At 69.4% G+C, this 19,293-nt stretch carries 18 protein-coding genes; 7 read left to right on the top strand and 11 right to left on the bottom strand.

All coding sequences use genetic code 11. From position 1 onward, the window contains the following. The 3 genes from C6W92_RS04735 to C6W92_RS04725 form a co-directional block, all read left to right on the top strand. Positions 1 to 579, top strand: a 579-nt coding sequence (locus tag C6W92_RS04735; protein WP_164989170.1) for a transposase, incomplete at its 5' end; no start/stop codon positions are given. A gap of 298 nt (positions 580 to 877) precedes the next feature. After that, entirely contained in the window at positions 878 to 1,288 is a 411-nt protein-coding gene (locus C6W92_RS04730; protein ID WP_129431881.1) for a group III truncated hemoglobin, read from the top strand. A gap of 179 nt (positions 1,289 to 1,467) precedes the next feature. Beyond that, positions 1,468 to 1,713 (top strand): hypothetical protein, encoded by a 246-nt coding sequence (locus C6W92_RS04725; protein ID WP_129431880.1) that lies wholly within the window; start codon positions 1,468 to 1,470, stop codon positions 1,711 to 1,713. Positions 1,714 to 1,761: 48 nt separating this feature from the next. Here the strand turns inward: C6W92_RS04725 and C6W92_RS04720 are convergent, their stop codons facing one another. The 4 genes from C6W92_RS04720 to C6W92_RS04705 are packed head-to-tail and all read right to left on the bottom strand — an operon-like array spanning position 1,762 to position 7,249. Continuing rightward, positions 1,762 to 4,395: a DUF2339 domain-containing protein gene (locus C6W92_RS04720; protein WP_129431879.1), complete on the bottom strand. Its 2,634-nt coding sequence runs from the start codon at positions 4,393 to 4,395 to the stop codon at positions 1,762 to 1,764. 3 nt (positions 4,396 to 4,398) lie between these two features. After that, positions 4,399 to 5,394: a TIGR01620 family protein gene (locus tag C6W92_RS04715; protein WP_129431878.1), complete on the bottom strand. Its 996-nt coding sequence runs from the start codon at positions 5,392 to 5,394 to the stop codon at positions 4,399 to 4,401. Further along, a complete protein-coding gene (locus tag C6W92_RS04710; RefSeq protein WP_129431877.1) occupies positions 5,391 to 5,840 on the bottom strand; it encodes a GNAT family N-acetyltransferase in 450 nt (149 codons plus the stop codon). The genes C6W92_RS04715 and C6W92_RS04710 overlap by 4 nt, the downstream gene beginning before the upstream one ends. Beyond that, positions 5,837 to 7,249, bottom strand: a complete 1,413-nt coding sequence (locus tag C6W92_RS04705; RefSeq protein WP_129431876.1) for a YcjX family protein — start codon at positions 7,247 to 7,249, stop codon at positions 5,837 to 5,839. Before C6W92_RS04705 ends, C6W92_RS04710 begins: the two co-directional genes overlap by 4 nt. Positions 7,250 to 7,380: 131 nt before the next feature. On the opposite strand from C6W92_RS04705, the gene C6W92_RS04700 reads away from it, so the two are divergent. Beyond that, complete coding sequence (locus C6W92_RS04700) at positions 7,381 to 8,001, top strand: thiamine phosphate synthase (RefSeq protein WP_129431875.1); 621 nt, start codon at positions 7,381 to 7,383, stop codon at positions 7,999 to 8,001. A gap of 90 nt (positions 8,002 to 8,091) precedes the next feature. Here the strand turns inward: C6W92_RS04700 and C6W92_RS04695 are convergent, their stop codons facing one another. The 5 genes from C6W92_RS04695 to C6W92_RS04675 form a co-directional block, all read right to left on the bottom strand. Next, the gene (locus C6W92_RS04695; RefSeq protein WP_129431874.1) at positions 8,092 to 8,640 is read right to left on the bottom strand and encodes a sarcosine oxidase subunit gamma; all 549 of its coding nucleotides are present in this window, start codon (positions 8,638 to 8,640) and stop codon (positions 8,092 to 8,094) included. Further along, positions 8,633 to 11,563: a sarcosine oxidase subunit alpha family protein gene (locus C6W92_RS04690; protein WP_129431873.1), complete on the bottom strand. Its 2,931-nt coding sequence runs from the start codon at positions 11,561 to 11,563 to the stop codon at positions 8,633 to 8,635. The genes C6W92_RS04695 and C6W92_RS04690 overlap by 8 nt, the downstream gene beginning before the upstream one ends. After that, the gene (locus C6W92_RS04685) at positions 11,560 to 11,820 is read right to left on the bottom strand and encodes a sarcosine oxidase subunit delta (protein ID WP_104018961.1); all 261 of its coding nucleotides are present in this window, start codon (positions 11,818 to 11,820) and stop codon (positions 11,560 to 11,562) included. Before C6W92_RS04685 ends, C6W92_RS04690 begins: the two co-directional genes overlap by 4 nt. A 58-nt stretch (positions 11,821 to 11,878) precedes the next feature. Continuing rightward, positions 11,879 to 13,132, bottom strand: a complete 1,254-nt coding sequence (locus C6W92_RS04680) for a sarcosine oxidase subunit beta family protein (RefSeq protein ID WP_104018960.1) — start codon at positions 13,130 to 13,132, stop codon at positions 11,879 to 11,881. A 114-nt stretch (positions 13,133 to 13,246) separates the two neighbouring features. Then, the gene (locus C6W92_RS04675) at positions 13,247 to 14,677 is read right to left on the bottom strand and encodes a Glu/Leu/Phe/Val dehydrogenase (protein WP_129431872.1); all 1,431 of its coding nucleotides are present in this window, start codon (positions 14,675 to 14,677) and stop codon (positions 13,247 to 13,249) included. Positions 14,678 to 14,991: 314 nt separating this feature from the next. On the opposite strand from C6W92_RS04675, the gene C6W92_RS04670 reads away from it, so the two are divergent. Genes C6W92_RS04670 through C6W92_RS04660 form a run of 3 tightly spaced genes read left to right on the top strand, consistent with a single transcriptional unit; the run spans position 14,992 to position 17,824 of the window. Then, positions 14,992 to 16,707, top strand: a complete 1,716-nt coding sequence (locus C6W92_RS04670) for a TadE/TadG family type IV pilus assembly protein (RefSeq protein ID WP_129431871.1) — start codon at positions 14,992 to 14,994, stop codon at positions 16,705 to 16,707. Then, a complete protein-coding gene (locus C6W92_RS04665) occupies positions 16,704 to 17,240 on the top strand; it encodes a TadE family protein (protein ID WP_129431870.1) in 537 nt (178 codons plus the stop codon). The genes C6W92_RS04670 and C6W92_RS04665 overlap by 4 nt, the downstream gene beginning before the upstream one ends. Further along, positions 17,240 to 17,824 (top strand): TadE/TadG family type IV pilus assembly protein, encoded by a 585-nt coding sequence (locus C6W92_RS04660; RefSeq protein ID WP_129431869.1) that lies wholly within the window; start codon positions 17,240 to 17,242, stop codon positions 17,822 to 17,824. The genes C6W92_RS04665 and C6W92_RS04660 overlap by 1 nt, the downstream gene beginning before the upstream one ends. Before the next feature lie 3 nt (positions 17,825 to 17,827). Here C6W92_RS04660 and C6W92_RS04655 read toward each other — a convergent pair whose 3' ends face one another. Together C6W92_RS04655 and C6W92_RS04650 are read right to left on the bottom strand one after the other, a co-directional pair. Continuing rightward, complete coding sequence (locus tag C6W92_RS04655; protein WP_104018955.1) at positions 17,828 to 18,316, bottom strand: hypothetical protein; 489 nt, start codon at positions 18,314 to 18,316, stop codon at positions 17,828 to 17,830. Positions 18,317 to 18,442: 126 nt separating this feature from the next. After that, on the bottom strand, positions 18,443 to 19,291 hold the full coding sequence (locus C6W92_RS04650) for an ABC transporter permease (protein ID WP_129431868.1): 849 nt from the start codon (positions 19,289 to 19,291) through the stop codon (positions 18,443 to 18,445). Positions 19,292 to 19,293 lie beyond the last annotated feature (2 nt).

The raw sequence follows: 19,293 nt of genomic DNA, 5'->3' as shown, positions 1-19,293 counted from the left end.
CTGGATGGGGTGGAGGCGCTGATTGACTGGGATCGCCTTGCGGCGCTTTTACCTGCGGGGGAAGAGAAGGTTCAGACCGGTCGTCCCGGTTATCCGGCGCTCACGCTGTTCCGGGCGCTGCTGCTGGGGCTTTGGTATGATCTGTCGGACGTGAAGCTCTCGGCTCAGCTGGCCCGGGACCTTCTGTTTCGCAAGTTCTGCCGCCTGGAGCTGGATGCGGGCGTGCCGGAGGCCTCGACGCTGGGGCGGTTCCGGGCGCGGCTGGGGGACCGTTTGGACGGCATTCTTGCGGAACTCGTCGCCATGCTGGAGGAGGCCCGGGTGATCCTCGCGGAGGGCCGGGTGGCCATCGTTGACGCAACCGTGGTCGAGGCGGCCCGCAGCAGGCTCTCAACGCAGGACCCGGAGGCGGGCTCGGCGGTGAAAGTCACCGTGAAGGGCCGCAGGCAGGCGGTCTGGGGCTGGCAGGCCTTCGTCAATGCCGACGAGGACGGGTTCGTGCGGCGCGTGAGCGTGAGCCCGGGCAACCGGGCCGAAGTGGACAGCCTGTGNCCAGCAGCAGCGCCCGGAACAGCGTGAGCGCCGGATAACCGGGACGACCGGTCTGAACCTTCTCTTCCCCCGCAGGTAAAAGCGCCGCAAGGCGATCCCAGTCAATCAGCGCCTCCACCCCATCCAGAGCGCAAAGCGCCGGGTGGTCGAACAACTCCTGCGGAGCAAACAAGGCGGGCTGGGTCGAAAAACTCTGTCTCATGACAAAACATACCCCACCAAACCATCTCAGGGAATCCCAAGAGTTTCGCTGTGGTCTCTTTCGGGATTTCGCCCGCCGCCATCCCCCCTTGCCTCGCGCGGCGCAGCGGCGCATTTACAGGTCATGATCACCGCCCTGCCCCCACGCTTTGACATCACGCGGCCCGAGATCGAGCGGGTGGTCACAGTGTTTTATGCCGCGGTGCGCGCGCATCCGGGCCTAGGTCCGGTATTCGCGGCCCACGTCACCGACTGGCCCGCCCACGAGGCGAAAGTGGCCGATTTCTGGGCCAACACCATCCTGCACGAGCGCCGCTACGACGGCAGCCCGATCGCCGCGCATGTCCGCGCGGGCAACGTGCAGCCGGGGATGTTCTCGACATGGCTGGCGCTCTTCGACAGCGTGCTCGCCCGCGAGTTGCGCCCCGAGCAGGCCGCCGCGTGGTCGGCGCTCGCGCACCGCATCGGCCGCTCCATGCGCGCCGCCGTGGTCGACCGCGAGACCCATCCCGGCGGTGTGCCCAAACTGCGCTGACACAGGCAGAAATCCGCCAGAACGCGCCATTTCGACCGGCCGGATACAGCCGATGGCAGAAACGTGCCGCTCACTGGCAGGTAAAACGGCACGCCGCCGCCAGAAATCGAGGCTTCGGCGGCGCCCCCTCTGCAGAACGATCGCCACGATCTACCATTGGCGTAGTGAAAGGAGGAGCCATGTATACTCCCGCCCCAAACGACGACCTGCAAAGCCATGTCCGCAACACCGCGGACCCTTATAACGCGAATCCGAGCGGCAACACCGGACGCGGCGGGCTGATCGCCCTGCTGATGATCGTGGTGGTCATCGGCGGGATCGTGGTCCTGAGCAGCATCGCAGCGCCGCCCGCCCAGGCACCTACCCCCGCACAGGCACCGGCCCCCGAGAGCATCACCGGCGGAACAACCGCCCCGGCCGAATGACCGGACAGGGACGCGGGGCCGGCTTGTCGGCCCCGCCGCGGTCGCGGCTCAGGGGTCGCATCCCATCCGCTTGATGATCCGCGCGTTGATCCAGGCAAGCGCCGCCAGTGACAGGCCGAGGCCGAGAAACGCGGCCACCCGCCACAGGCCGGCGAGCCCGCTCATGTCGATAACGAACACCTTGGCCACGGTGAGCGCGACCCCTGCCATCGCGATCCGCCGCAAGCCCTCGGAGCGCTTCAGCACCGCAAGCGCCAGCAGCGCCAGCGCCACCACCATCAGCGCCACGGTATAGGTGTAAAGTTCGCCCTCCAGCACCCCCGGCACGCTCAGGTCGCGCCCCTGCCACAGCCTGCGGATTTCCAGCGCGCCGTACCAGGCGGCGTAGCCCGAGGCCGCGACGGCGAAGCCCCGGCACAGCAAGCGCGGCAGGTGATCCATCCGCCACGCTGCCACAGCGAGGATCAGCGCCACCGGCAGGTAGGCGGCGGCGAGGCTGTCGAGGATTGGCGGTCCCAGCACCTCTTCGCGCCGCCACATGAACGGGGCGAGCGGATTGGTCAGCACGGCCTGCGCGACCAGAAGCGCCACCGCAACCGTCCCGGTGACGACCGCCAGCGCGGTGCGTAGCGCCCTGAGCGCCGCGCCCGCCCCGCGCAGCCGCCAGAGCTGCGCCAGCGCCACCGACAACCACACCGTGGCCATCAGGCCCAGCCCGGCATGGCCCATGGTCCCGACGGAGCCCAGCACCCGCATCAGCACCACGCTCAGCAGGATCGCCGCGACGGTCCAGATCGCGCTTTCGACCACACCGCGTGTCACCTCACGACCCCGCGCGCCCAACTGCCACCAGGCCGCGGCCAGCAGCACCAGCGGCCCCAGATGCGTCAGCGCCACGTCGCCGCGCCCGGCCTCGTCGACCGCCCAGTCGATGCCGGGATCGACCACCAGCCGGTAGCCGATCACCGCCACGCCCGTCTGCGCGAACAGCCCCAGCAAGGCGAGGTCGAACCGCCGGTCGATGAGCGCCGTGGCCAGCACCATCACCGCCAGCGCCAACGTCAGCGCCGCCTTGCTCAGCACCACGAAAAGCGCCAGCGCGATGAGCGTGAGCGCCGCGCCCGCGAAGATCGCCGCCACCAGGCGCGGGTCGGGCGTGCGCGGCGCAGCCCGCGCCGCCAGCGCCACCATCAGCGCCGCCATGCCCATGATGTGCAGCGCCCAAGGATAGCTGCCCAGCATCGCCCCCGGCTGCCACGACAGTTCCAGAACCAGCGCCACGCCCGGCCCCGCCAGCGCCGCGCCAAGCGCCCACAGGATCGCCGGCGCGGCCCCCGCCGCGCCGCGCATCCGCGTGGCCAGCAGCAGCGACAGCACCGCGCCCGCCGCCATCAGGACCGTCGCGCCGATCGGCGCCGGGGCCTCGGGCAGGCGCGCGGCGTGGAACGCCGACACGAGCGGCCCGCCGCGCTCGCCATCGAGCGCCACCAGCGCCAGCGCCGCCGCCACCGGCAGGGCGGGCAGGTCGGCGATGCCGGGCGCGGCCCGCGTGCCAAGGGTCAGCGCCGCTGCCATCCCCGCCAGCAGCCCCAGAGACAGCCATGCCAGCGCTTCCGTCTCCGCCTCTGCCGCCACCAGCAGCGCGGCGCCACTCGCCATCGCCACGGCGACGGCGGCAAGCAGCACCGTCAGGCCCGGCCACGCGCCGCCCCCTGCCACCAGCCGCTGCCCGAGCGACGGTGCGGGATGGCGCGGCACCGGGTATGCCCCGGGCACCAGCACCGCCGCCAGCACCACGAGCGCCCAGAAGCCGAGAAAATGCTCCGCACCCACGCCGCCGAGATAAAGCAGCATTGCGCCCGCGACGGCGACCGCCAGCGCCAGCCAGGACAGCCAGCGCCAGCCCCGCGCGGCATCCACCGCCAGCCCGACCACGGCCAGCAGCGCGAAATACGGGTAGAAGAGCCACGCCGCGGCACTCTCGCCGCCGACGAGGAACGGTGCCGCGCCCGCGCCCATGAGACCCAGTGCGCCCAGCACCGGGCCGTGGAACCAGCCCAGCACCACGGCGAGCGCCGCCACCGCCACCAGCCCGGCCATCGCCGCGCCCGGGTCGATCAGTCCGTAAAGCGCCCGCGCCGCCAGCACGCCCGCGAACAGCGCGATCAGCCCGGCGCCCGCCAGCCCCGAGGGCACCGCTGCCGCATCGCCGTGCCGCCGCCGCAGCAGGTCGCCCGCGACCACCAGCGCCGCGCCGAGGCCCAGCGCCGCCAGCACCCGCATCGCAGGCGTCAGCAGCCCCCGTTCGACCCCGTATTGCACGAGGAACAGGCCCGCCAGCGCCAGCGACACCCCGGCCACGGCCACCGCCCAGTTGCCCCGCAGCCAACGCCCGAGCCGCGCGGCAAGGCCGGGGCGTTTCGGGGCCGCCACCTCCGCCCCCTCCGCCGCGTCCGGCGCGGGTGACGTGGGCGGGGCGTCGCCTTCGGCCTGCGTCCCGGCGGGGGACGCCGCGTCGGGCATGCCAGCCGCTTCCGGCACGCCGCCGCCCGCCAGCGCCGCCTCCAGTGCCGCCACCCGGCGGCGCAACCGCGCCTGCCCGACCAGCAGCACCGGGATGCCGATGACCACCAGCCCCAGCACCCCCAGCGCGACCAGCGCAGCGAACATCTCGACATCCATGCCTCAGCCCTCCCCGCGCGCGAACAGGCCCGCCAGCGCGCGGCGCACCACGCCGCCCACCGTCGGGCGCGCCACCGCGATGCGCGGCAGCGGGCGGCACAGCTCTATCGCCGCAAGCCCGACCCGCGCGGTGAGCGCGCCGTTGACCACCCCCTCGCCAAAGCGGCGCGACAGTTTGGACAGCACGCCACCGCCCGCGACGCTGCCGATCATGTCGTCGCCCACCGCCACGGCGCCGGTGGCCACCAGGTGCGCGACCACCGCGCGTGCCAGCCGCCAGCTTCCCAGCGTGCCGGTGCGCCCGCCATAGATGGTGGCCACGGCGCGGATCATGCGCAGGTTGGCCACCAGCGCCGCCACCACGTCGGCGAGTGCCAGCGGTACCAGCGCGGTGACCGTTGCCACCTGCCGCGCCGCCGCCTCTACCGCGGCCAGCGCCGCCGAATCGAGCGGCGCGAGCAGCTCGGCATCGGCCAATGCCAGCAGCGCCTCGGCATCGAGCTGCTCGTGCGCGCGCTCGTCCAGCCGCGCGAGGCCCCAGGCCGCCTCTGTCCGGGCCGCGTAGAGCCGCCGAAGCCGCGCGACCACCTCGCGCGCCGCGCCAAGATCGCCCCCCGCCTGCGCCGCTTCGGCCCCGGCGCGCAGCCGGTCGAGCCGCCCGAGCCGGGCAAAGCCCGCCGCCTCGCGGATCGCGATCAGCACCGCCACCAAGGCGAGCGCCGCGCCCAGCACGGCCACCGCCCGGCCCAGCAGCGGCGACCGCTCCATCAGCGCGACCGCGAAATCCCACGCCGCCACCGACACCACCACGCCCAGCAGTGCCAGCGCCAGCGCCCAGAAGGCGCGCACGAGCCACGAGGGCCGCCGCGCCAGCCCGGCCATCGCCGCGCGCATCGCCCGGCCCTCCGGCGGGGCGGCCTCGTCGGGCACCGGCGGCGCGCGGTCCGGCGCGGCCTCCTCCTCGCCCTCGAGGTCGATCAGCAGCGGCCCCTTGCTCATACCCGTATCTCCCTACGCCGCCAGACCATGCGGATATCCGGCAGGCCCTCGTCATTGCCGCCGCCGCGCCGGTCCTGTGCCGCCTCGGCAAAGCCTGCCCGGGCGTAGAACGCGCGCGCGCGCCGGTTCGCCTCCAACACCCACAGGTCGAGCGCGCCCGCCCGCGCTTGCGCATCCGTCAGCAGCGCGCGGCCCACCCCCTGCCCGCGCATGTCCGGCGCCACGTGCAGCGCGTGCACCCGCGTGGCCCGGCGCAGGATGAACCCCGCGATCCGGCCCTGCACCCGCGCCACCCGAACCCGGCCCTGCCACGTCTCGCGCCACAACAGGTGCAGATCCTCGGCGCGGCTACGCGCGCATGGCTGTCCGGGCGTGCCCCGCGTATAGGCCCAGAGGATCGCCGCCAGCCGCGGCACCTGCCAGATATGCGCGCGCGCCAGCCTCATAGCCGGTCCCCGAAGAGGAACTGCGCGGCGCGGTCGAGCCGGATATGCGGCGGCCCCTCGCCCGCGCGCAGCGACAGCCGCGCAGGCGCAAAGCGCATGGTGCCGAAATCGCCGTCGGGCCAGGTCTCGGCCCCCGACCGCGCGGGCGACAGGATCGCCGCCGGATCGTCGGGCAGATCACCGGGATGGAACGCCGCCTGCCCGCCCTCGGGCACCCGTCCGCGCACGCATTCCACCTCCGCACCGCCGTGGCGGCGGGTTTCCTCCACCGTGGCGCGCAAGGCGGCGATGGCCATGCTGCGCACGTCGGCGCCCGCGAACTGGGCCCGGTCACACGCCTCTCGCAGCATCGCCTCGATGATCGCGGCGAGGCGCGGATGCTGCGCGTGGTGCAGGTGGTCGGCCTTGGTCGCGGCAAACAGCAGCCGCTCCACCCGCCGCCCCTGCAACAGCCGCGTGAGAAAGGCATTGCGCCCGGGCCGGAACGTGCCGAGGATCTCGGCCATCGCGCGGCGCGTCTCCTCGACCGCCACCGGGCCGCGATGGATCGCGTCGAGCAGGTCCACCAGCACGATCTGCCGGTCGATCCGGGCGAAATGCGCGCGAAAGAATGGGCGCACCACTTCGCGCTTGTAGGCCTCGAACCGGCGCGCCATCTGTGCCGCGAGGCTGCCGCGCCCTGCGCCCTCTACCCCGGGCAGCGGCGCAAACGTGACCACCGGCGCGCCCTCCAGATCGCCCGGAAGCAGGAACCGCCCCGGCGTGCAATCGGCGTGCCCGGCGGCGCGCGCAGCACGCAGGTAGGCGGTGAACGCCGCCGCGAGGCCCTGCGCCTGCCCCTCGTTGAACGCCGCCGCCGGATCGACACCGGCCAGCGCCTTGCGCCAGGCCGCACCCTCCGCGCGCGTCTCGGCGCGCGCCAGCGCCTCGCGCGACCAGGCGGCATAATCCTTGTCGAGGAGTGCAAGGTCCAGCAGCCACTCGCCCGGATAGTCCACGATGTCGAGATGCACGGTGCGCGGCCCGGCCAAGCCTGCCAGCATGCCCGCGGGCTGCACCCTGAGCGACAGCCGCAATTCGGAGACGGCGCGCGTGCTTTGGGGCCAGTGCGGCTCGGGGCCGGCGAGCGCGGCGAGATGCGTCTCGTAATCGAATCGCGGCAGCGTGACGTCGGGCTGCGGCTGCAGGTAGGCCGCGAGGATGCGCCCCTCGCCCGCCGCCGCAAGGCCGCCCATGCGCCCGCGATCCAGCAGGTTGGCCACCAGAGAGGTGATGAACACGGTCTTTCCGGCCCGCGCGAGGCCGGTCACGCCCAGCCGGATCACCGGCTCGAACAGCGCGCCCGAGACGCGCTCGCCAAACCCCTCGATCCCCCGCGTCAGCCCCTCGGCAAGCCCTGCAATCGCCACGCACCGCCCCTCTCGTCCTTTCACCCGAGAATAGGCACGCGCCCGCCCGCGTGCCAGCGCCGAATTCGAACCATGGCCAAGCCCGCAATTCCCCGCTAAGAGAGCCGTCAGACCACAGCGGAGCCCGCCCGATGACCGACGCAGAGCATCCCCAGATCTACCTCGTCACCCCCCCCGCCTTCGAGATCGCGCCTTTCATCGACCGGCTTGCCGCCGTGCTCGACGCGCATCCCGTGGCCTGTCTGCGCGTGGCGATGGCCAGCAGCGACGAATACACCGTGGCCTCCTCGGCGGACGCCTGCCGCGAAGCGGCGCACGCCCGCGACGTGGCGGTGGTGATCGAGCGCCATGTGGGTCTCGTCGGGCGGCTCGGCCTCGACGGGGTGCACCTCGCCGACGGCGCGCGCGGGGTGCGCGCGGCGCGAAAAGACCTCGGGCCCGACGCCATCGTCGGCGCGTTCTGCGGCACCTCGCGCCATGACGGGATGAGCGCGGGCGAGGCCGGGGCCGATTACGTCGCCTTCGGCCCGGTGGGCCAGACCGCGCTTGGCAGCGGCACGCAGGCAGAGCGCGAAATCTTCGAATGGTGGTCCGAGATGATCGAGCTGCCGGTGGTGGCCGAGGGCGCGCTCGACGCGAACGCCGTGGCCTCGCTCGCCCCGGTCAGCGATTTTCTCGCCTTCGGCGAGGAAATCTGGTGCGAGGAGGACGCCAGTGCCGCCCTCGCCCTGCTCACCGCCGCGATGCGTTAGGGCGCCCGGGAAGCCCAGAACCGGTTCCCGCTTTTGAGCGATACGCTGTAGGGCGGCGCGCGATCCTGCTCACTGCGGCCCGTGTCACGCCTATTGCGTGCGCGCCGCAACCCGGCGCATGGCCATCGCCACCTCGTGCACGAGGCTCGCAGCCATCGACCGGAACGCCATGATGTCATAGGCGTCCGTTCCGGCCCGCGTCACCGCGCCGGCCATGTGTGCCACGTCGGTGCGCGCCGTGCGCCCCACGCCGAAGACGCTGTCGCGCAGATCGAGCGGCGTCAGCCGCGCCATCACCGCCGTGGCGCCCGGCCCCTCGATCCGCAGCACCGCCCAGGCGTCGGACTGATCGGTGAGCGCGGCATGGTCCGCCAGCGCCGCGTCGGGCTCGGGCCCGACGAGCAGCGCGAGATCGCGCCCGAACCACTGCACCGCGCCGCTCTCACCCGCGATCACCTCGCCCGGCGCAGGCCAGCCCAGCCCGTGCGCCTGCGCCAGCGCCCGGCCCAGCGCCTCCTCCTGCCCTTGGAATACAGCCAGCACGGTCATCCGCCCCGGCGCCGCCTCTGTCAGCCGCAGCGCGCCCGCCGTCACCGGCACCAGCCCCGCGCAGGGGGTCATCTCCACCAGATCAACCACGCATCCGCCCTCCTTCGGGATCGACCCATCCGGGCGCGCAGACCTCGCAGATCGTCGCCGATCCGCGCAGGTGGTCCACAGCGCGCACCCGCTCTCCGATCCGGGCGCGCCCGCGCGCGAGGAATCCCAGCCCGATCACATGGCCCAGCGTGGGCGAGTAGCAGGCGCTGGTGATATAGCCCTGATCGTTTGCCGCCACCGGCTCGGCCGCCTCGTCGAAGAGATGCGCACCGGGCAGCAATTCCTTGACCGCGCCCACCGGCTTGAGGCCCACCAATTGCTCGCGTCCCTCGTCCATCAGGCCCTCGCGGCTCGCCGCCGGTTTGCCGATGAAATCCTTCTTGCGGCTCATCATCCCCTGCATGCCCACGTCAAAGGCCGTCACCCGCCCGTGGATCTCGGCATGGGTGATGAATCCCTTCTCGATGCGAAGCACGTTGAGCGCCTCCATCCCGTAGGCGCCGCCGCCCAAGGCTTCGGCGCGCGTCACCAGTGCCTCGAAGAGCGACGCGCCGAACCGCGCGCGCACCGCGATCTCGTATCCCGTCTCGCCCGAGAACGAGATGCGGAACAGTCGCGCCGCCACGCCGCCCACCGCGACCGGCCCGCAGCCCATGAAGGGCAGATCGTCGAGCGCGCCCGGATCGTCGAGCACATCGGCCAGCACGTCGCGCGCGCGCGGCCCCGCCACGGCGAACTGCGCCCATTGCTCGGTCACCGACACCGCGCGCGCGTCCCACCCGGGCCGCAGAACCTGTGCGGCAAAATCCGCGTGGCGCATCACCGCGCCTGCGGCGGCGGTGGTGGTGGTGACGAGGAAATGATCCTCGGCCAGCCGCGCGCAGGTGCCGTCATCCATGACGTGCCCGTCCTCGCGCAGCATCAGGCCATAGCGCACCCGGCCCGGCGCCAGTTTGGACATCGCGTTGGTATAGAGGAAATCGAGGAATTGCGCGGCGTCCGGCCCCTGCACGTCGATCTTGCCCAGGGTCGAGACATCGCACACGCCCACCGCCTCGCGCACCATCATGACCTCGCGGTCGCAGGATTGCCGCCAATGGGTCTCGCCCTTGCGGGGGAAATAGCTGGGCCGGTACCACAGCCCCGCCTCGATCATCGGCGCGCCGCGCCGGATCGTGCCCGCGTGGCTGGTGGTGAAGCGCTCGGGCGCGAATGTCTTGCCCTTGCCGCCCGCGCCCATCGCCGCGATGGGCACCGGCACGAAAGGAGGGCGAAAGGTGGTGGTGCCGGTCGCGGGGATCGATCGCCCGGTCGCCTCGGCCAGCACGGCGAGCGCGCCGACGTTGGAATTCTTGCCCTGGTCGGGGGCCATCCCTTGCGTGGTGTAGCGCTTCATGTGTTCGACCGAGCGGAAATTTTCCCTTGCGGCCAGTTCGACATCCTTGACCGTCACGTCGTTCTGGAAATCGAGCCAGGCCCGCCCGCGCCCCTCCACCTGCCACAGCGGCAGGATGTCGAAGCTGCCGTCCGAGGCGGGGGGTAGCTCGATCGCGGGGACCTTGAGGCCGAGGTCTTTCGCCGCGTGCCGCCCCTCGGCCAGCCCGCTCTCGAGGCAGGCCCGGGTCGAGAAATGCCCGGCGGCAGCCCCCGCCACGCGCATCCCAGGCACCGCCCCCTCGGGGGCCACGAAGGCGGCAAGCCGGTCGTCCCAGACGGGCCGCGCGCCCGTGTGACAGGCGAGGTGCACCGTCGGGTTCCACCCGCCGGAGACGGCCACGGTATCGGCGGCGATGCGCTCCTCGCCCCGCGCGGTGGCGATGCACACCGCCTCGACCCCGCGCCGCCCGGCGGTGCCGGTGACCTGCGCGCCGGGATAGAAGGCCACGTCATGGCCGCAGGTGGCGTGCGCCCGCGCATCCACGAGCGCCGCGACGTGCACCCCCGCCTCCTGCAGGTCGGCCACGGTGCGGTGGGCGCTGTCGTTGTTGCCAAAGACCAGCACGCTGCGCCCCGCCGCCACGCCCCAGCGATTGAGATAGGCGCGCACCGCGCCCGCCATCATCACGCCGGGGCGGTCGTTGTTGGGGAAGGCCACAGGCCGCTCAAGCGCGCCTGCCGCCAGCACCGCGCGCCGCGCCGCGATCCGCCAGAAGCAACCGGCAGGCGCGTGCGGGCGACCCTCGATATCGGGGGCGGTCCGCTCCAGCGCACCGAAGGTGCCGCCGTCATAGGCCCCGGTCACCGCCGTGCGCGTCATGATCCGCACGTTGGGCATGGCACCGAGGCGCGCCGCCATCTCCGCCGCCCAGTCGCCGCCATCCTGCCCGTCGACCTCCTCGGTCTCGGCCAGCAGGCGACCGCCAAGGGCCACGTCCTCCTCGGCGAGGATCACGTCGGCGCCCGCCTCCGCCGCCGCAAGCGCGGCCATCAGCCCGGCGGGCCCGCCGCCGATCACCAAGAGGTCGCAATGGGCATAGGCGCGCTCGTATCGGTCCTCGGCCGGCTCCCCCGACAGCGCACCGAGACCGGCGGCGCGGCGGATCGCGGGCTCGTAGACCTTTTCCCAGAACGCGCGTGGCCACATGAACGTCTTGTAGTAGAACCCCGCGCCGAAGAACGGCGCCATCAGGTCGTTGACCGCCAGCACATCGAACCCGAGCGAAGGCCAGCGGTTCTGGCTGCGCGCGACCAGCCCCTCGTGCAATTCGGTCGTGGTGGCGCGGCAATTGGGCACCTGCGCCGCGCCCAAGCCTTGCGTGACCAGCGCGTTGGGTTCCTCGCTGCCAGCGGTCATCACGCCGCGTGGGCGGTGATACTTGAACGACCGGCCCATCACCCTGACGCCGTCGGCCAGCAGCGCCGAGGCCAGCGTGTCCCCGGAAAAGCCCGTGTGCCGGTGCCCGTCGAACGAGAATGACACCCGCCGCGTCCGGTCGATGCGCCCCTTGCCGTCGATCCTCATGCCCCGGCCTCCGCGCCCGCCAGCACCACATCGGCGATCTCGTGGGTCACGGTATCGCGCGTGACCACCAGCCACGCGCCGCAGCCCTGCCCGTGATACCAGAACTCGCGGCTCTCGCCCGCCGGGTTGTCGCGGTTGTGGAGGTAGTCGTCCCACGCCGCGCTCCACGCCGCGCCCTCCGGCTCGGGCAGCGCCGCGCCGCGCACCGAGAACTCGCGCAGATCGCGCATCCCGCAAAGCGGACAGGGTATCCTCACGAGCCTCGCTCCTTCATCTTGTCGAAAATACTCATGCCCACGTCCCGTCCCTCGCGCCTCAGTGCAGGTTGTGCTGGCTGCCGGTGGCTTCCTCGTCCATCAGCCCTGCCCCCGTCGCGAACCGGTCGAGGCGCAGCCGCGTCGCCGCCGGGTGCGGATTGTCCGTGGCGATGAGATGGGCAAGCGCGTCGCCCGATCCCGGCACCGCCTTGAACCCGCCATAGCACCAGCCGCAATTGAGATAGAGCCCGTCCACCGGCGCACGGTCGATGACGGGCGAGCCATCGGGGCTCATGTCCATGATCCCGCCCCAGCTTCGCAGCACCCGCGCCTGCCCGATCATCGGCACCATCGCCATCCCAGCCTCCATCACGTGCTCGGCCATCGGCAGGTTGCCGCGCGCCGCATAGGACGGATAGAAATCGAGATCGCCGCCAAACACCAGCCCGCCCTTGTCGGACTGGCTGATATAGAAATGCCCCATGCCGAAGGTCACCACGTGATCGAGGCAGGGCTTCAGCCCCTCGGTGACAAAGGCCTGCAACACGTGGCTCTCGATCGGCAGGCGCAGCCCGGCCATCGCCGCCACCTGGGATGAGCGCCCCGCCACGACAATCGCCACCTTCTTGGCCTTGATCGCCCCGCGCGAGGTCTGCACGCCGCGCACGCGACCCCCCTCGATGTCGATCCCCGTCACCGCGCAGTTCTGGATCAGGTCCACGCCCCGGTCGCTGGCAGAGCGGGCAAAGCCCCAGGCCACCGCGTCGTGGCGCGCGGTGCCGCCGCGCGCGTGGTAGAGACCGCCATAAACCGGGAACCGCGCGTTGTCGAAATCGAGGAACGGCACCAGCTTGCGCACGCCCTCGCGGTCGAGCAGTTCGGCGTCGTCGCCCTGGTTGCGCATGGCGTTGCCGCGGCGGGCAAAGGCGTCGCGCTGGCCATCGGAATGGCACAGGTTGAGCACACCGCGCTGGCTCATCATCACGTTGTAGTTGAGGTCCTGTTCCAGCCCCTCCCACAGCTTCAGCGAATGGCTGTAGAATTCCGAATTGCCCGGCAGGCCGTAATTGGCGCGCACGATGGTGGTGTTGCGCCCGATATTGCCGCCGCCCAGATATCCCTTCTCCAGCACCGCGACATTGGTGATGCCGTGCCGCTTGGCCAGGTAATGGGCGGTCGCGAGCCCGTGCCCGCCGCCGCCGATGATGATCACGTCATAGGCCGGTTTGGGCTCGGCGTCGCGCCAGTGGGCCTGCCAGCCCTTGTTGCCGGTGAGCCCTTCTTTAAGTATCCGCAGCGCCGAAAATCGCATGTCGCCTCTCCGATGGACCGCCAGGCACGGCCCCATGCCAACAGGGCTAGCAGGACGGGCGCGAACCGGCCACCCCGCTTCACGCCATTTTCTGGTCCATGCGCGACGCGCGCCTCACAGTCCCATCGCGCGATAGCTCTCGGCCACCCGGGCGATCGACACGAGATAGGCGGCGGTGCGCAGGTCGGTCACGTCCTCGCGGCCCCGCCAGACCTCGCGCATCGATTGGTAGGCGGCGCGCATCGTGTCGTCGAGGCCCGAGCGCACCAGCTCCAGCTCGCCCGCGCCGCGCAGGTATTTCTGCTTGAAATTGGGCGACATTTCCCACGCGTCGCCGATCCCGCGGTTGAGCCGCTCCAGCTCCTTGACGATCAGTTCGTGGCGCGCCTCTTCCTGCCGCCGCCCGATCCGGCCGAAACGGATATGGCTGAGGTTCTTGACCCATTCGAAATAGGACACCGTCACACCGCCCGCATTGGCATACATGTCGGGAATGATGACCGTCCCCTTGTGGCGCAGGATGTCGTCGGCCCCGGCGGTCACGGGGCCGTTCGCGGCCTCGATGACGAGCGGGGCCTTGATCCGCTCGGCATTCTCGAGGTTGATGACCCCTTCCATCGCCGCCGGCACGAGGATGTCGCAGTCGTGTTCGAGCACCTTCGAGCCGTCGCGGACATACTTGCCCTCGGGGTAGCCGTCGACGCCGCCGTGCCGCGCGATCCAGGCATGCACCGCCTCGACGTCGAGCCCCTCCTCGGAGATCAGCGCGCCGTCGCGCTCGATGATCGCAGTGACCTTGCAGCCGTCCTCTTCGCTGAGGAACTTGGCCGCGTGATAGCCCACGTTGCCGAGGCCCTGCACCACCACGCGCTTGCCGTCGAGCGTACCCGACAGCCCCGTCACGGCCACGTCCTCGGGGTGGCGGAAGAACTCGCGCAGCGCGTATTGCACGCCGCGCCCCGTCGCCTCGGTCCGGCCCTGGATGCCGCCGCCATTGACCGGCTTGCCGGTGACGCACGCGCGGTAGTTGATATCGGTGGTGGCCATGCGCTTGTACTGGTCGGCGATCCACGCCATCTCGCGTTCGCCGGTGCCCATGTCGGGGGCGGGCACGTTCTGCGCCGGGTGGATCAGGTCGCGCTTGATCAGCTCGTAGGCAAAGCGGCGGGTGATCTGTTCGAGCTCGTGCTCCTCCCACTCGCGCGGGTCGATGCGCAGCCCGCCCTTGGAGCCCCCGAACGGCACCTCGACGAGCGCACATTTGTAGGTCATCAGGGCCGCGAGCGCCTCGACCTCGTCCTGGTTGACACCCATGGCGAAACGGATACCGCCCTTGACCGGCTCCATATGCTCGGAATGCACGCTGCGATAGCCGGTAAAGGTGTGAATCTGCCCACGCAAACGAACCCCGAAGCGCACCGTGTAGGTGGCATTGCAGACCCGGACCTTTTCCTCGAGCCCCGGCGCAAGATCGGTGAGCGCCACCGCCCTGTTGAACATCAGGTCCACGCTTTCGCGGAATGTCGGTTCCCTCTTGGCTGTCATCGTTACACTCTCCCTGTTGGCCTGCGGTCAGCCGCCGCATGTGGGGCGATGGTTACGGGATGCGATTGCGATGTCCAGCACGAATCAAGGCGCGACGGGCGGCCCGGGAGCGCGGCGGGATGGGCGGGTCACGCACCATTGTCACCAGCCGACAAACAATCCGACGCTTTCTTTTCGATTGTCATACCAGATAGTTAACGCCACCTCTCCGTCGCTCGTGCGCCTTATTTCAACCACATTCCGGCGCGATGAACACTCGTTGATGCTCCGCCTGCCTGCGGAGGATCGGCGTAGGATACCGAAAGGTGATCGACATGGGTGAGTATATCGCACGACCCCCACGAGCGGGGGCGGCTGGCCGTTTCCTCCGGGATGAGGGTGGCTCGGTGACGGCCTTCGCCTTCTTCGTCTTTCTGATGATGCTCTTGGTGGGAGGGCTCGCGCTCGACACCATGCGCCACGAAATGGTCCGCGCCCGGATGCAGGTCACGCTCGACCGCGCGGTGCTCGCCGGCGCGAAATCCTCCGATGCAGCGCAGGCCCGCGCCACGGTCGAGGATTACTTCGACAAGGCCGAGCTCGCCCAATACCTTGAGGCGGAGCGGGACGCCGATATCCAGATCTACCTCAACTCCGCCCGCGTCGCGGCGCGGGCCTCGGGCACGCTCGATACCTACCTGATGAAGCTCGCGGGGGTCGAGACGCTGGATGTCGGCGGTGTGTCGGCCGCCGAGGTGCGCGTCCCCAAGCTGGAAATCTCGCTCGTGCTCGACGTGTCGGGCTCGATGGGCGGCACCAAGATTTCGCGCCTGAGGGACGCCGCCAAGCAATTCGTCTCGACCATTCTGGAAAAGTCCACACCGGGTAACGCGGTCATTTCTGTCGTTCCATTCAGCTGGTCTGTGACACCGCCGAAGACCATCTTCGACACGCTGGCGGTGGATGTCACGCACAATTACTCCACCTGCCTGCGGTTCCGCGAGGCCGATTACGGGCACGCAACGCTTACCTCGGGCAAGTCGGCGCTGAGCAACGGCGTACCGGTGGACCAGATGATCTATACCTCGCTCTATGGCGGGTTCGACAATCTCAATGACAGCTGGCGCTCCTGTTTTACCGACGAATACATGCAGTTCCTGCCCTATTCGATGAACGAGACAGCGCTGCACGCCAAGATCGACTCGCTGCAGGCGGACGGCAACACCAGCGGCCATGACGGCATGAACTGGGGCGCCGCGCTTCTGGACCCAAGTTTCCGGCAGGTCTCGGCGGAACTGATCAACACCGGCGAAGTGGATGCGTCGCTGTCGCACGTGCCCTCGGATTACAACGAACCGGAAACGCTCAAGGTCGTGGTGATGATGGGCGACGGGGCCAACACCACCTCGTATTTCTTTGACAAGAGCAGCCCGAAATACCGCGGAAAGTTCTCCGATCTGTTCGAAGTGAAGTTCCAGGACCGCGAGTTCAAATACGCCTACCACATCTACAAGCACCGCATCCGCTATGATGAGAGCAAGTGCGGCCATCCGAGATGGGAATGCGTCTACGAGGCCGACGGACCCGAGGAATCGGTTTACTACCTGCGCTACCCCTGGGGCGACTGGTACTACAGCATCGACGACAACCGCTGGATCACCGATCACGATTTCGACGATCTCGAACACACGCTCGACGGCTATATCTCGACCGAACAACTGAGCTGGGAAATGGCCTGGGGCCGGATGTCGCCGAGTTGGTATGAAGACATTACCGGCGACTGGAGCCCGTGGAACGACTATGTCGGCTCCGAGTATGTGGACGGCTACGCCAAGGACAGCCGGATGCGCGATGTCTGCGGGGCCACCAAGACGCACGGCGTGGTGGTCTATTCCATCGGCTTTGAGGTGCCTGTGGGCGAGCGCGCCGAACAGGTGCTGTCGGATTGCGCCTCTTCCAGCAGCCACTACTACCGCGCCAACACCACAGATATCAGCGCGGTGTTCAACTCCATCGCCGCCAACGTGCAGAACCTGAGGCTGACCCAATGATCGCACGCCTTGCCAGCCGCCTGCGTCGTTTTGGTCGTGACCGGCGTGGCTCGGCGTCGGTGGAATTCGTGATCCTCGCGCCGTTCCTGATCGGCTTCATCGTGTTCGCGATCGAGCTGGGGATGCTGTCGCTGCGCGCGGCGATGCTGGAGCGCGGACTCGATATCGCGGTGCGCAACGTGCGCCTCGGCACCGGCACAGCGCCGGGACACGACGAGATCAAGCAGATCGTCTGCGACAACGCCTCGGTGATCGCCGATTGCGACGCCAATCTGCGGCTGGAAATGATCCCGACGGACCTGCGCAACTTCTCGACGCTCAACGGCGCGCCCGACTGTACCGATGCCTCGGAACCGTCCAAGCCGGTGCGCAACTTCATCCCCGGCGGCCAGAACCAGCTCATGCTGCTGCGTGTCTGCCTGAAATACAGCCCCCTCTTCCCCGAGGCGATGCTGGGCGATGCGCTGATCAAGGATTCCAGCGGCGACGTGGCGCTCACCACCGTCTCGGCCTTCGTGCAGGAGCCGATCTGATGCGCTGGCTCGCCCGGCTCGCACGCCGCCTGCGCCGCGACGAGCACGGAACGGTCGCCGTGGAAACGGTGCTGATCGCGCCGCTGCTGATCCTCGGGCTGTTCTTTTCCTACGAGGCCTACGGCCTGTTCCGCCAGCAAAGCCTGCGCGAGAAGGCCACCTATACCGTCGCCGACATCCTGTCGCGCGAAACCGCGATCGTCGACGACACCTATATCGACAACGTCAAGCGAGTCTTCGACATGATGAGCGGCACGGCGGATTCGCAGTTGCGCATCTCGGTGGTGCGCTATCGCAACGACCCGAGCCAGGGGATCGACGAGTTCGACCTGCGCTGGTCAGAGGTGCGCGGCACGGGGACGATGACCGCCCTCACCGACAGCGTCGTGCGCAACGCGCATGACACCTTTCCGATCATGGATGACGGCGAAGAGATCATCTATGTCGAGAGCCGCGGCACGTTCACCTCGCCGGTGACCACCGGGTATTTCAACGAGAACCTGCTTGCGACGCGGATGTTCGTGATCCCGCGTTTCGCGCCCCAGATATGCTTTACCGGGGTTTGCGTGCCGGGCACGAGCTGACGATCAGCCGTCCTCGCGCCGCGCGATCCGTTCCTGCATCAGTTCGGCAATGAGCCGCGCCGGCGTGCCGGGGGTGACGCCCCCCACGCCCACGCGCCGCCCGATGCGCCACCACAGGCCCGGCTCCCAGACAAAGGATCCGCCCTTGCGCAGCGTCAGGGTAAAGCCGTTGGAGGGCTTGAAGGCGAACGCCCCGCGTGCCACCGCCACCACGTCGTCCATCCGCGCCAGCACGCGGCCGTCGCTGCTCGTGAGCGCATCGCGTTCAAGCACCAGCCACGCCGCCGTCGCGCGCCACATTCGCCGCGCGAGCCACAGCGCGCCCAACCCCATCGCCACCAACGCCACCTGCCATTGCGGCGTGAGGGTCTGGCTCAGCGCGACCCACAGCAGCATCAGCCCCAGCGCGCCCACCGAGCCCACGCCAATCGCGCGTCGCCCCGGCGAGGCTGCGAGAACCAGGCTGCGCTCAGCGTCATCTTGATCGGTCATGCGTTGGCCCCTGCCCTCATTGTCCTGCCGCGTCCCTTACCGCATGTTGCGCGAAAGGGCACCCGCTTTCGCACGGGCGGTCCGGGGGCGTCACAGACCGATGGCGGACCTTAATGACCGGAAACTTTATCGGCGTTGGAACAAGATCACCAAAAGCGCCAAAAATGACGATCCCAACATCAATAGAAGGGAAACCGCGTTGAGAAGTGGCGTCGAACCTTCCTTCAGGCGGTCGAACATGGCGATGGTAAGCGGCGCATCCGATCCGACCAGCATGAGCGTGGTGTTGAAGTTCTCGAAGCTCATCAGGAAGGCCACCACCGCCGCACCGACCACGGCTGGCATCAGGAAGGGAATGGTGATCGTGCGTACAGCCGTCAGGCGCGTGGCACCGAGATTCAGGGCGGCGTCTTCCAGCGTGCGGTCGAATTTCTGCAATCGGGCAGTAATGACCAGCGTCGCGATCGTGGTGATGAATGAAAACTGTCCGAGAATGACCAGGAGCAAGCCGGGCCGCAGGGCCTGGATGTCCATCTGCGCGACGTTCCATATCCCGTTTGCGAGCGTCGAGGAAAACACGAGGATCGAAATACCCAGAACGATACCGGGGATGACCAGGGGCAGCAGCATGAGCACGTAGAGCGCGCTCTTGCCGCGGAAATCATAGCGATTGAACAGAAACGCGTTCGAGGTTCCGACACTTACAGACAGGATCGCGACGCAGATCGCGACGAAGGCAGACGTGCCCACCGCGCGCAGGATGCCGCGTTCGTGGAAGACACCGATCTGGGGAAGCTCGTCACCGAAGAACCAGTTCCAGGTGAAGCCTTCCCACGGGAGAGACGGGAATTGGCTGTCGTTGAAAGCAAAGACCGCGACGACGGTGAGGGGCAGCGCAAGATAAAGGAAGAACAGCAGCACGTAGCCGCCGTAGATCACGCGAAAACTCCGGGATCGGGGAATGGTCGGGATCATGG

Origin of the sequence: Roseovarius sp. A46, assembly GCF_004126395.1 — a bacterium.
Classification (GTDB): domain Bacteria; phylum Pseudomonadota; class Alphaproteobacteria; order Rhodobacterales; family Rhodobacteraceae; genus Roseovarius; species Roseovarius nitratireducens.
This window is presented reverse-complemented; position numbering and strand designations above follow the sequence as displayed.